The 13,362-nt window shown below is 68.4% G+C and carries 8 protein-coding genes; 3 read left to right on the top strand and 5 right to left on the bottom strand.

Annotation, left to right across the window (positions count from 1 at the left end; genetic code table 11):
• Positions 1-120: 120 nt before the first annotated feature.
• Positions 121-1,725, bottom strand: a complete 1,605-nt coding sequence (locus I5803_RS01240) for a gamma-glutamyltransferase family protein (protein ID WP_196984609.1) — start codon at positions 1,723-1,725, stop codon at positions 121-123.
• 139 nt (positions 1,726-1,864) lie between these two features.
• Here I5803_RS01240 and nth point away from each other — a divergent pair, with 139 nt between their 5' ends.
• The 3 genes from nth to I5803_RS01225 are packed head-to-tail and all read left to right on the top strand — an operon-like array spanning position 1,865 to position 4,006.
• Entirely contained in the window at positions 1,865-2,515 is a 651-nt protein-coding gene (nth, locus tag I5803_RS01235; protein ID WP_196984608.1) for an endonuclease III, read from the top strand.
• A 16-nt stretch (positions 2,516-2,531) separates the two neighbouring features.
• Positions 2,532-2,807, top strand: a complete 276-nt coding sequence (locus I5803_RS01230) for a hypothetical protein (protein ID WP_196984607.1) — start codon at positions 2,532-2,534, stop codon at positions 2,805-2,807.
• Between the two features lie 32 nt (positions 2,808-2,839).
• On the top strand, positions 2,840-4,006 hold the full coding sequence (locus tag I5803_RS01225) for an MFS transporter (protein ID WP_196988421.1): 1,167 nt from the start codon (positions 2,840-2,842) through the stop codon (positions 4,004-4,006).
• On the opposite strand, the gene I5803_RS01220 is transcribed toward I5803_RS01225, so the two are convergent.
• Genes I5803_RS01220 through I5803_RS01205 form a run of 4 tightly spaced genes read right to left on the bottom strand, consistent with a single transcriptional unit; the run spans position 4,003 to position 13,351 of the window.
• On the bottom strand, positions 4,003-5,541 hold the full coding sequence (locus tag I5803_RS01220) for an adenylate/guanylate cyclase domain-containing protein (RefSeq protein WP_196984606.1): 1,539 nt from the start codon (positions 5,539-5,541) through the stop codon (positions 4,003-4,005). The genes I5803_RS01225 and I5803_RS01220 overlap by 4 nt on opposite strands.
• A gap of 57 nt (positions 5,542-5,598) precedes the next feature.
• Complete coding sequence (locus I5803_RS01215) at positions 5,599-6,999, bottom strand: efflux transporter outer membrane subunit (protein ID WP_196984605.1); 1,401 nt, start codon at positions 6,997-6,999, stop codon at positions 5,599-5,601.
• Positions 6,996-10,250 carry an efflux RND transporter permease subunit gene (locus I5803_RS01210; protein ID WP_196984604.1) on the bottom strand — a complete coding sequence of 1,085 codons (3,255 nt, stop codon included), beginning with the start codon at positions 10,248-10,250 and terminating at the stop codon, positions 6,996-6,998. Before I5803_RS01210 ends, I5803_RS01215 begins: the two co-directional genes overlap by 4 nt.
• Positions 10,247-13,351: an efflux RND transporter permease subunit gene (locus I5803_RS01205; RefSeq protein WP_196984603.1), complete on the bottom strand. Its 3,105-nt coding sequence runs from the start codon at positions 13,349-13,351 to the stop codon at positions 10,247-10,249. The genes I5803_RS01210 and I5803_RS01205 overlap by 4 nt, the downstream gene beginning before the upstream one ends.
• Between the last annotated feature and the right edge of the window lie 11 nt (positions 13,352-13,362).

The following is a 13,362-nucleotide window of genomic DNA, read 5'->3' as shown; positions in this document are numbered from 1 at the left end:
AGCCTAGCGGCTTCCAGCACGGCTGCACGCCGTTGCTAGCTCCTAAGTTCTAAGGAAAGTCGCAAGCGTTTGTTACCCGTGTGACGGGTTGCATGCTTACGGAACAACTTCACGCGCGCTCTAGAAGCCCGCGGCCAGGCCGTCCCGCCTCGAATCGGACGCCACGACATAGCCCTCGCGCGAGGGGTCGCCCGCGCGCCAGATGAACTGGCCCGAGCCGAAGTCCTGGTAGCTGTCGTTGATCACGTCGACCTTGTGGCCGCGGCGCTTGAGTTCCTCGACGGTGCCGGCGTCCATCTGGTGTTCCACGTTGATTTCCATCCCCGCGTTGAAGCGCCAGCGCGGCGCATCGCACGCGGCCTGCGGGCTCTGCTTGTAGTCGATCATGCGCACCAGCGTCTGCATGTGGCCCTGCGGCTGCATGTTGCCGCCCATCACGCCGAAGGACATCACGGGCTGCCCGTCCTTCGAGAGGAACGCGGGGATGATCGTGTGGAAGGGCCGCTTGCCCGGCGCCACGAGGTTGGCCGGGTTCACCAGGCTGAAGCCATGGCCGCGGTTCTGCAGGCTGATGCCGAAGGTCGGCTCGACGCAGCCGGAGCCGAAGCCCATGTAGTTGCTCTGGATGAAGGAGATCATCATCCCGCTCTCGTCGGCGGCGGTGAGGTAGATGGTGCCGCCCTTGACCGGGTTGCCCGCCTTGAAATCCTGCGCGCGCTTCATGTCGATCAGCTTCGCGCGGCTCGCGAGGTAGGTCGGGTCCAGCAGCTGCTGCGAGGTCACGCTCATGCTGTCGCCGACGTGATGGTAGACGTCCGCGAAGGCGAGCTTCATCGCCTCGATCTGCACGTGCTGCGAGTCCGCGCCGTCGACCTTCATGCCGGCGAGGTCGAACTGCTCCACGATGCCCAGCGCCATCAGCGCGGCGATGCCCTGCCCGTTGGGCGGGATCTCGTGCATGGTGAACCCGCGGTAGTTCTTCGCGATAGGCGTGACCCACTCGGGCTTGTACGACGCGAAGTCCTTCGCGGTGAGGCTGCCGCCGTTCGCGGTGGAAAACTTCTCGACGGCCTGTGCAATCTCGCCGCCGTAGAACGCAGCACCCTTCGTCTCGGCGATCGCACGCAGGCCGCGCGCCGCGCCCTTGAACTGGAACAGCTCGCCGACCTCGGGCGCGCGGCCCCAGGGCAGGAACGACTGCGCGAAGCCGGGCTGCGAGCCCAGCTCCTGCGTCGCCGCGGCCCATTTCTGCTGCACGACGACCGGCATGAGGTAGCCGCGCTCCGCGATCTCGATGGCGGGCTCCAGCAGGTCGGCGAAGGGCAGCTTGCCGAAGCGCTCGCTCAGCGCCACCCAGCTCGCGACCGCGCCGGGCACGCTGATGGAATCGATGCCGCGCTTGGGCGGCGCCTTCGCATCGCTGCCGTACTTGCGCCTGAAGTAGTCGACCGACCACGCGGCGGGCGCCGGGCCGGAGGCGTTCAATCCGTGCAGTTCCTTGCCGTCCCACAGGATGGCGAAGGAGTCGCTGCCCAGCCCGTTGCTCACGGGCTCCACGACGGTCATCGCGGCCGCAGCGGCAATCGCGGCGTCCACCGCGTTGCCGCCCTTCCACAACATGCGCAGGCCGGCCTGCGAGCCGAGGGGATGCGAGGTGGAGACCGCATTGCGCGCGAAGACCGGCAGGCGGGTGGTGGGATAGGGATTGTCGAAATTGAACTTCATGACGGCATTATCGTTTTTGGACGCAGAATTCGCAGAGGTTACGCAGAATGAAGACAAGAAAAAATCAAATGCAGTTTTGTCTTTTCTGCATTCCTTCTGCGTAACCTCTGCGAATTCTGCGTCCTTGAATTGAAAGCCAGTGAGAAAAGAATACATAGCCCCCTTCTTTGCCACCCTGCGCGCAGCCAATCCCCTGCCCACGACGGAGCTGGAATTCACGACGCCGTTCGAACTGCTCACGGCCGTGCTGCTCTCCGCCCAGGCGACCGACGTCGGCGTCAACAAGGCGACGCGCAGGCTCTTCCCCGTCGCCAACACGCCGCAAGCCATCCTGGACCTCGGGCTGGCGAAGCTCGAGGACTACATCAAGACCATCGGCCTCTTTCGCACCAAGGCCGCGAACCTGATGAAGACCTGCGCCATCCTGGTCGAGCAGCACGGCGGGCGCGTGCCGCGCACGCGCGAGGCGCTCGAAGCGCTGCCGGGCGTCGGCCGCAAGACCGCGAACGTCGTGCTCAACGTCGCCTTCGGGGAAGAAACGCTGGCCGTCGACACGCACATCTTCCGCGTCGCCAACCGCACGGGCCTCGCGCCCGGCAAGGATGTGCTGGAGGTCGAGCAGAAACTGATGAAGCGGGTGCCGAAGGAATTCATGGCGGATGCGCATCACTGGCTCATCCTTCACGGCCGCTACGTGTGCGTGGCACGCACGCCGCGCTGCTGGGAGTGCGCCGTGATCCAATACTGCGACTACCAACCCAAGACGCCGCCCCCGGCGGCGTCTTCCTGATACGGGCGAGGCCACCATGGACGACGAAGCGAAGCAGATGCAGGAGATGCTGGCGATGTACAGCGACAACATCAACGGCCTGATGGAAAACCAGCTCGCGCTCACCGCGCAGGTGCAGGTGCTGCAGGCCGCGCTCGCGAGCATGCTGCTGCACCACGGCAGCCGCGCGTCGCTGCTCGGCACCTTCCAGCAATACATGAAGCTCTCCAAGCAATCGGCGCCGCAGCTCGCCAGCCGCATGGAAGGCCTGGAAGCGGGGATGCTCTCGCTCATGGGGCAGCACCAGGCGTGACGCCCGCCGACGGCCGGCGGGCCACCTGGGTGATGCTGATCGCGCTGGCCAGCGCCTTCGCGCTCAGCCAGGCCTTTCGCACCGTCACGGCCATGATGGCCTCGCAGCTGAAGACGGACTTCAGCCTGACGCCGCAGCAGCTCGGCGTGTTCGCGGGCACCTTCCACTTCACCTTCGGCGCGATGCAGCTCTTCATGGGCATCGGCATCGACCTGCACGGCGTGCGCCGCACCATCCTCGCCGCGTTCCCGGTGGCGGTGGCCGGCGCCCTGCTCTCCGCGCTCGCACACGACTTCTGGGTCGTCGTCGCCGGGCAGGCGCTCATCGGCGTCGGCTGCGCGCCGGCCTTCCTCGTGTGCACGGTGTTCATCGCGCGCAGGTTCCCGGTCGCGCGCTTCGCCTCGGTGTCGGGCCTGGTGATGGGCATCGGCGGCATCGGCATGCTGCTCACCGCGACGCCGCTCGCGTGGGTGGTGCAGCACAGCTCCTGGCGCAACGGATTCCTGCTGCTGGCGGCGGGTTCGGCATTGGCGTGGATCGCGGTGTTCATCTTCGTGCGCGAAGAGGCCGCCGCGCGCAACCGCGGTGGGGAGACGGTGATGCAGGCCGTCAGGCAATTCGGCTCGCTCTTCGCGCTGCCCCATACCTGGGGCATCGTGGCGCTCGGCTCCGTGACATACGCATCGTTCATCACCTTGCGTGGCCTGTGGCTCGGCCCCCTCCTGATCGAACGCTACGGCTTCTCGCTGGTCGCAAGCGGCAATGTCGCACTCGCGGTGTCCATCGTCAGCCTGTTCGGCCCGCCCCTCTTCGGGCGCTTCGATCCGAACGGCGCGCGGCGGGGGTGGATCACGGGCTTCACCGCGGCGATGGCCGCGCTGTTCGCGGTGCTCGCGTTCGTGCATGTCGCCGCGCTTGCGGTAGCCATCGCACTAGTCGTGTCCTTCCTCACCGGCTACATCATCCTGCAGTACGCCGACGTGCGCATCGCCTACCCCGAGGCCCTCACGGGCCGCGCGATGGCCGTGTTCACGATGGCGATGTTCCTGGGCATTGCGCTGATGCAGTGGCTCACCGGCGTCGCGGCCACCGTCGGAGCCGCGCACGGCGTGGACCCGTTCGAGGCCGTGATGTTGACGACCGCGGTGATGCTCGCGGCAGGTGCCGCCGCCTTCCGCCTCCTGCCTGCGCCGCGCTAGGCGGACGAAAGCAGCTCGGACGCCTCCACGTCCGCCGCCTTGCCCTTCAGCTCGAAGGATCGCGGCGCACCGAACCTGAAGGCATCGCCCACCAGCGCGCGCGTGGTCGCGCTCACGAGCACCTGCCCGGCCTTGGCGCGCGACTCCAGCCGCGCCGCCGTGTTGACCGCATCGCCGAGCACGGTGTATTCCATGCGCTTGTCGGTGCCGATGCAGCCGGCCATCGCGGTGCCGGAATTGATGCCCATGCCGACGGCGATCGGGGTGTTCGACGGATGAGCCGCGTTGAATGCGCCCACGCGATCGCGGATCGCCAGGGAGCAGGAGAGCGCGCGCTGCGCCTGGTCCGGCTGCGCGAGCGGCGCGCCGAAGACCACCATCACCGCGTCCCCGATGAACTTGTCGATGGTTCCCTCATGGGTGAGCACGCAGTCCACCACCACCGCGAAGTAGCGATTGAGCTCCATGAACAGCTGGTCCGGCGCGAGCGACTCCGCGCGCGAGGTGAAGCCGCGGATGTCGCAGAAGAGGCAGGTCACCTCGCGCGATTCGCCGTTGACGACCGAGTCGATGGTGCGACTGTCCATCAACCGCCGCTTGACTTCCGGCGACACGAACTTTTCGAACACGCTGCCCAGCCGCGAAGAGTGCGCGCGTTCGCGCTCCAGCATGTTCTGCGCGCGCAGCAGCGGGTTGCGCCGGATCGCGTCGCGGTACACATCCACGCCGATGCCGCCCTCCTCGAGCAAGCGCCGCGCCTGCTGGTGGACGGTGAGGTGCCAGCCCGGGTCGCCTTCCAGCGCCGTGCCCTCGTTGAGGGCGGCGGAAACGGCCGGCCGCACCGCGTCCGTGATGAGCACGACTTCGCTCGCGGCCAGGCGCCCCACGCTCCCGCGGCCGGAACACGTGGCGCAGCCGCGCGCGCTGCGCAGCGACGCAGGCGCCTGGGTGCCCGGGAAGAGGTAATCGAGCTCGCTCGGCGCCAGGCTTGCCGGTTGGGCGCACGCCTCGCAGATCTGCGGGAGCAGGAACTGCGACCAGACGCAGCGCACGCGCGCGAGGAAGTCTTCGTAACTCACATTCATCTCGCGCAGCGCATACGCGACGTCCTGTCCGAGCAGGGGCGTCTCCACGGTCGCGAGCAGCCAGCGCCCCGGCGCCATCTGCCAGAAGGCCGGCGCGCTCTCGCGGTCGAGGAACACGAGCACGACCAATGCGGAGGGACTCGCGTCACGCAGCGCCGCCTCCCATCCGTCACGCCCGCCGGCCACCATCTGGTGCCGCCAGCCCCTGGGCAGCGGCTGGAACATGTCGAACTCGCGGGGCCGGTCGCTGGCGCTGAACAGGACGACCTCCTGGCCGGGCTTGGCGAGCATCTGCGCCAGGGCCATGAGCATGGTCTGCTTGCCGCTGGTCGCCTGCCCCGTGGCGAGCACGATGCCCGGCGGCTGCGCGGCGAGATTGCGGGCGATGGCGAGCAGCGCGTTGTCACCGGGCAAGGCTTCGGTGAGCGTCTCTATGGAATGGATCGGCATGGAATCCCTCCGCGGCCTGCGATGGCCGCGGACCAGTCTATGCCCGGCCCTGCCGCGCTACAAGCCCCGCCAGCCCCCGCCCAGTGACTGAATTAACGCTACCGCCGAAACTTGGCGGTCCGACTGCGCCTGCACCAGCGCGCGGCGTGCATTTTGCGCAGTCACCTGCGCCGTCACCACCTCGGTGTAGCTCACCTGCCCGGCCTGGTAGCGATTGAGCACCTGCTGCTCCACCAGCGTCGCGGCCTGCGCCGCCTGCTGGCGCAGCGCGAGCTGCTGCTGCAGCACCCGCGAGGCGACGAGCTGGTCCTCGACGTCCTGGAAGGCCGCGAGCACCGTCTGGCGGTAGCGCGCCGCGGCCTCTTCCAGCCCGGCGCGCGCGCCTTCCACCTGCGCGCGCGTCGCGCCCGCATTGAAGATCGACTGCGCGAGCGAGGCGCCGAGCGACCACACCAGCGCCGATGTGCTGAACAGGTCGCCGATGGTGGCCGACGCCGCGCCGATGTTGCCCGTGAGGCGCAGGCTCGGGAAGTACGCCGCCTGCGCGATGCCGATCTGCTCGTTGGCCTGTGCCGCACGGCGTTCGGCCGCGGCGATGTCGGGGCGGCGCTGCAGCAGCGTGGACGGCACGTCGAAGGGGATGTCGGGGATCATCCCCGCGAACACCGGCCGCGGCGCGATGGAGAAGTTGCCCGGCGCCTTGCCCACCAGCACCGCGATGGCATGTTCCAGCACCGCGCGCTGCCGCTCCAGCGTTAGTTGCTCGGCCTGCGCGTTCGCGAGCTGCGTCTGCGCCTGCAGCACGTCCGTGCGCGCGACGATGCCCGCGTCGTAGCGGTTCTGCGTGATCTTCACCGAGCGCTGGTAGCCCTCGATGGTGTCCGCCTGCAGCGCGCGCGCGGCGTCGAGCTGGCGCAGGTTGAAGTAGTTGATCGCCAGCTCGCCCTGGGACGCCAGCCTGGCCGCCTGCAGGTCCGCGAGGCTGGCCTGCGCGCCCGCGCGTGCGCTGTCCACGCCGCGGCGCAGGCGCCCGAACACGTCCGGCTCCCAGCTGCCGCCGATGCCGACCTGGTAGCTGCTGCGCTCGGCCGTGTCGCCGCGGCCGCCGCTGCGGTTGGCGCCCAGGCTCAGGTCGACGGTCGGGAAGAGCGACGCGCGCTGCTGCGCGACGAGCGCGCGCGCCTGCGCATACGAGGCAACCGCCGCGGCGACGTTCTGGTTGGACACCTCGACCTGCGATGCGAGCGCCGTGAGCTCCGGATCGTTGAACAGTTCCCACCACGGCCCGCGTTCCAGCGCATCGGCAGGCACGGCCTTGACCCATTCGCCCCGCCCTTCCTTGAAGGCGGCGGGCGTCTCCACCGTGGGGCGCTGGTAGGTCGGCCCGACGGCGCAGGCCGCGAGCAGGAGGGACGCCGCGAGGGCGACGCAGGTGATTCGATGTGGAACGGGTTTCATGTGCTTTGTGGCTCCGGCGCGGCGTCGTGATGCCGGCCGAGCTGGCGCTCGAGCGGGCTGCGGCGGCGCAGCTTGTCCAAAAGGAGGTAGACGACCGGCGTCGTGAGCAGCGTGATCACCTGGCTCGCGATCAGCCCGCCGATGATGGAGATGCCCAGCGGCCGGCGCAGCTCGGCGCCTTCTCCGAAGCCGATCGCGAGCGGCAGCGCGCCGAGGCCGGCGGCCAGCGTCGTCATGAGAATCGGGCGGAAGCGCAGCAGGCAGGCCTCCCGCACAGCCGCATAGGGCGAGAGCCCGCGCGATCGCTCCGCGTCGAGCGCGAAGTCGATGATGAGGATGGCGTTCTTCTTCACGATGCCGATCAGGAGGAACAACCCGATGAGCGCGATGATGGACAGCTCCATCTTGAAGATCAGCAGGGCCAGCACCGCGCCGATGCCCGCCGACGGCAGCGTGGATAGCACGGTGATGGGGTGCACGAGGCTCTCGTAGAGCACGCCCAGCACGATGTAGATGACCACCAGCGCCGCGAGGATCAGCATCGGCTGCTCCTTCTGGGAATCCTGCGCCGCGCGCGCCGTGCCCTGGAAGCTGCCGCGCACGTTGATCGGCATGCCGATCTGCGCCTCGGCCTCCTTCACGGCGTCCTGCCCGTCCTGCAGCGTGCTGCCTTCGGCGAGGTTGTACGAGATGGTGGTGGCGAGCTCCGCATCCTGGTGGTTGATGGAGCTGGCGGTCGGCCGTTCGGAGAATTTCGCGATGGCCGAGAGCGGCACCATCGTGTCCACCGTGGTGTTCACCGCCTGGCCGGAGGACTGGTCGCGCAGCGCGGGGTTGACCGAGACGCGCGAAGACGCCGCCGTGCTCGTCGTGCTCGCGCTGGAATTGACCGGCGTCGCGATGCTGCCCGTGGTGCCGCGCGCGGGCACGTAGATGTCGTTGAGCGCACCGGGGCTCTTCGTGTACATCGGCGCCACGCCCATGATCACGCGGTACTGGTTCAGCTCGTCGTAGATCGTCGCCACCTGCCGCTGGCCGAAGCCGTTGTACAGGGCGTTGTCCACGTCGCGGGAGTTGATGCCCAGCCGCGCGGCCGAGTCTTTGTCCACCTGCACATAGGTCTCGACGCCGTTCTCCTGCTGGTCCGTGTCCACGTCGGTCAGCTCCGGCTGGTTCTTCATGGATTCGGCGAGCTTCGTGGCCCAGGCGCGCAAATCGGCGATGTTGTCGCTCTTGAGCGTGTACTGGTAGGTGCTGTTGCTCTGGCGCCCGCCCATGCGAAGGTCCTGCACCGGGTTCAGGAACAGGCTCACGCCCGTGATCTTCGCGAGCTGCGGGCGCAGCCGCGCGATCACGGCCTGTCCCTTCACGTCGCGCTGGTTCGCGGGCTTGAGGTTCATGAACAGGAAGCCGCCGCCCGCGCGCGAGCCGCCCGTGAAGCCGACCACGGTGTCGACCGCCGGGTCGGCCTTGATGATGGCGACGAGCTGCTTGAGTTTTTCCTGCATGGCCTGGAAGGAGATGCTCTGGTCGGCGCGCAGGCCGCCGTTGATCTGCCCCGTGTCCTGCTGCGGGAAGAAGCCCTTGGGCACCATCATGAAGAGGTACACGTTCAGCCCGATGACGAGCGCGAGGATCAGCAGCACCAGCCACTGCGCCGACAGCGCCCAGTCCAGGCTGTGCTCGTAGGCACGCTGCACGCCCTTGAACCCGCGTTCGAATGCGCGCGAGATGCGCCCGGGCTCGTGCTTCTTCGCATCGGGGCGCAGCAGCCAGGCGCACATCATCGGCGTGGTGGTGAGCGAGATCACGAGGGAGATCATCACGGCCGCCGACAGCGTCACCGCGAATTCGCGGAAGAGCCGCCCGACCTGCCCGCCCATGAAGAGCAGCGGGATGAACACCGCCACCAGCGACAGGCTGATCGACAGCACGGTGAAGCCGACCTCGCGCGCGCCGAGCAGCGCGGCCTTGAAGCGGTCCATGCCGGCCTCGATGTGGCGGCTGGTGTTCTCCAGCACGACGATCGCGTCGTCCACGACGAAGCCCGTGGCCACCGTGAGCGCCATCAGGCTCAGGTTGTTGAGCGAGAAGCCGAGCAGGTACATCACGCCGAAGGTGCCGAGCAGCGAGACGACGGTGGCGACCGCCGGGATGATGGTCGCGCGGGTGCTGCGCAGGAAGGCGCTCACGACCAGCACCACCAGCGCGATGGCGATGGCGAGCGTCAGCTCCACCTCGTGCAGCGAGGCGCGGATGGACGTCGTGCGGTCGCTCGCGACCTGCAGCTTGATCGCATGCGGCAGCTGCTCCTGCAGCTCGGGCAGGAGGCCGCGCACGCTGTCGACCGTTTCGATCGCGTTCGCGCCGGGCGCGAGCGTGACGAGCACGATCACCGCCGGGTCGCCGTTGAAAAGGCCCAGCGTGTTGATGTTCTCCACGCTGTCGGTGACTTCCGCGACGTCGGTCAGCCGGATGGCCGCGTTGTTGCGCCACGCGACGACGAGGCCCCGATAGTCCGACGCCATCGGCCGCTTGCGGTCGCTGGTGCCGGAGCCGGTGTAGATCTGCAGCTGCCGCCCGTTGCCTTCGATCGTGCCCTTGGGCCGGTTCGCGCTGCTCGCCTGCAGCGCCGCGCGCACGTCCTCGCTGCTCACGCCGTAGCGGCTGAGCGCGAAGGGCAGCAGGTCCACGCGCACGGCGGGGAGCGAGCCGCCGCCGAGTTCCACGTCGCCGACGCCCTGCACCTGCGAGATCTTCTGCTGCACCACGTTGGAGACGGCGTCGTAGATCTGCCCCGGCGACAAGGTGGGCGATGTGAGCGCGAGGATGACGACCGGCGCCGCGGACGGATTCGCCTTGCGGTAGGTCGGGTTGCTGCGCAGGTTCGCGGGCAGGTCCGCCCGCGCCGCGTTGATCGCCGCCTGCACTTCGCGCGCGGCCGAGTCGATCTTGCGATTCAGGTCGAACTGCAGGCTGATGCGCGTCGAGCCGGTGCCGCTGCTCGACGTCATCTCGTTCACGCCCGCGATCACGCCCAGGCGCCGCTCCAGGGGCGTCGCCACGCTGGTCGCCATCGTGTCCGGGCTCGCGCCGGGCAGGCTGGCGCTCACGGAGATGACGGGAAAGTCCACCTGCGGCAGCGGCGCGACCGCGAGCATGAAGAACGCGGCCACACCCGACAGCGCCAGGCCGATGGTGAGGAGCACCGTGGCGACCGGGCGGCTGACGAAGGGCGCCGAGAGGTTCATGCGCGGCCCTCGGGTTGGACGGAGGGTGACTTCCTGCCCCACCGCCGCCCCAACGCATCGAACCCCAGGTAGATCACCGGCGTCGTGAACAAGGTGAGCAGCTGGCTCACGATCAATCCGCCGAAGATCGCGAGGCCCAGCGGTCGGCGCAGCTCGGCACCCTCGCCCCAGCCCAGCATCAGCGGCACGGCCGCGAACAGCGCCGCCAGCGTCGTCATCAGGATCGGCCGGAAGCGCAGCAGCGCCGCCTGGTGGATCGCCTCGCGCGGGCTCTTGCCTTCGTTGCGCTCCGCCTCGATCGCGAAGTCGATCATCATGATCGCGTTCTTCTTCACGATGCCGATCAAGAGGATGATGCCGATGATCCCGATCACGCCCAGCCCGTTGCCGCTCACCAGCAGCGCGAGCAGCGCGCCCACGCCCGCGGACGGCAGCGTCGAAAGGATCGTGAGCGGGTGGATGTAGCTCTCATAGAGCACCCCCAGCACGATGTACACGCAGATCACCGCGGCCAGGATCAGCCAGAGCTGGTTCGAAAGCGACGCTTCATATGCCCCGGAGGCGCCGAGGAAGGTCAGCGACACGCTGTTGGGCAGCTCGATGTCCTTCGCCGCCGCGCGGACCGCGTCCACCGCCGTGCCGAGCGACACCCCCGGCGCGGTGTCGAAACCGATGGTCGTCGCGGGGTATTGCGACACGTGCGTGATCTGCAGCGGCGCGCGCCGCTCGACGATGTTGGCGACGGAGGACAGCGGAATCGGGTCGCCGGACGAGCTCTTGAGCTGCACCATCCCGAGCGTCGCCGGCGAGGCCGCGCCGTCGGGCCGCGCCTCCAGGATCACGCGGTACTGGTTGGTCTGCGTGAAGATCGTCGAGACGATGCGCTGGCCGAACGCGCTGTAGAGCGCGGCGTCGATGTCGGCGGCGGAGATGTTCAGGCGCGCGGCGGTGTCGCGGTCGATGTCCACGTAGACGGCGGCGCTCGACGCATCGGAGTCCGTCACCGGGTTACGCACCTTGGGCTCTCCCTTCAGCTTCTCCACCAGGCGCGTCGACCATTGCGTGACGAGCGCGTTGTCCGCGCCCTCGAGCGACACGCGGTATTGCGTCGGCCCGCTTTCGGCGTCGATGGTGAGGTCCTGCGTCGGTTGCAGGTACAGGGTGATGCCCGGCACGCGCTGCGCCTGGCGTCGCAGTCGGTCCATGACGGCCTGCTGGTCGTCGTGGCTCTTCTTCAGGTTGATCAGCATGCGGCCGGTATGCAGCATGGTGTTGTTGGCAGCGTCCACGCCGACGAAGCTCGACAGCGTCTCGACGTCCGGGTCCTCCATCATGAACCGCGCGACTTCCTGCTGCATCTGCGCCATCGCGGTGTAGGAGACCGATTGCGACGCCTCCACCCGCGCCTGCAGCTGCCCCGTGTCCTGCGTGGGGAACAGCCCCTTGGGGATCCACAGGTACAGCAGCACGGTGAGCACCAGCGTGCCCAGCGCCACGAGCAGGGTGAGCTTCTCGCGATCCAGCACCCACACGAGCATGCCGTCGTACTTGTCCACCACGCGGTCGAACATGCGCTGGATCTTTCCGCCCAGGCCCTTCTCGCCGCCCGGGTGCGCGGTGAGCCAGCGCGCGGACATCATCGGCACGAGCGTGAGCGAAACCACGGCAGAGATGAGGATGGTGATCGCCAGGGTCACCGCGAACTCCCGGAACAGGCGCCCGACCACGTCGCCCATGAAGAGCAGCGGGATCAGCACCGCGATCAGAGACACCGTCAGCGAAATGATGGTGAAGCCGATCTCCGTCGCGCCCTTGAGCGCCGCCTGCATCGGCGGCTCGCCGTCCTCGATGTGGCGCGAGATGTTCTCGATCATCACGATGGCATCGTCCACGACGAAGCCCGTCGCGATGGTGAGGGACATGAGGCTCAGGTTGTTCAGGCTGTAGCCGAGCAGGTACATCATCCCGCAGGTGCCGATCAGCGAGATCGGCACCGCCAGGCTCGCGATCAGCGTCGCGCGCGGGCTGTGCAGGAAGGCGAAGATCACCAGCACCACCAGCACCACCGCGAGGATCAGCTCGATCTGCACGTGCTCCACCGAGGCGCGGATGCCGGTCGTGCGGTCGCTCAGCACGTCCACCTTCAGCTGGGCCGGAAGGCCCGCGGTGAGCTCGGGCAGGCGCTGCTTGATCGCATCGACGGTGGCGATGACGTTCGCGCCCGGTTGCCGCTGCACGTTCAGGATGATCGCGGGCTTGAGCTGCCCGTGGATCACGGCCCAGGCGCCGAGCTTGACGTTCTCCGCGCTCTCCACCGCCTTCGCGATGTCCGACAGGCGCACCGGCGCGCCGTTCTTGAACGACACGATGAGCTTCTGGTAGTCCTCCGCCGCCACGAGCTGGTCGTTGGAGTTGATGGTGTACGCGCGCGTCGGCCCGTCGATGCTGCCCTTGGCGCCGTTGGCGTTGGCCGCGGTGATCGCGGTGCGGACGTTGTCGAGCGTGAGGCCATAGGAGGCCAGCGCGCGCGTATCCACCTGGATGCGCACCGCCGGACGCTGCCCGCCCGACAGCGTGACGAGGCCCACGCCGTTCACCTGGCTGATCTTCAGCGCGAGCCGCGTGTTGGCGATGTTCTGCACGTCGGTGAGCGGCAGCGAATCGGAGGTGATCGCGAGCGTGAGTACCGGCGCGTCGGCCGGGTTCACCTTCGCGTACACCGGCGGCGCGGGCAGGTCCGCCGGCAGCAGGGACGCACCGGCGTTGATGGCCGCCTGCACCTGCTGCTCCGCGACGTCGAGCGCGAGGCCGAGGCCGAACTGCAGCGTGACGATCGAGACGCCCGCCGCGCTGGTGGAGCTCATGCGCGAGAGCCCGGGCATCTGCCCGAATTGCCGCTCCAGCGGCGCGGACACGGTCTGCGCCATCACCTCGGGGCTCGCGCCCGGGTAGAGCGTCTGCACCTGGATGGTCGGGTAGTCGACCTGCGGCAACGCGGACAGCGGCAGGAACTTGAAGCCCACGATGCCGGCCAGCACGATGGCCACCATCAGCAGCGAGGTCGCGACCGGCCGCAGGATGAAAGGACGGGATGGGGACATCAGAGCCCCCG

Source organism: Caenimonas aquaedulcis, from assembly GCF_015831345.1.
Lineage (GTDB): Bacteria > Pseudomonadota > Gammaproteobacteria > Burkholderiales > Burkholderiaceae_C > Ramlibacter > Ramlibacter aquaedulcis.
The sequence above is the reverse complement of the archived record's forward strand: the minus strand, read 5'-3'. Positions and strand labels throughout refer to the sequence as shown.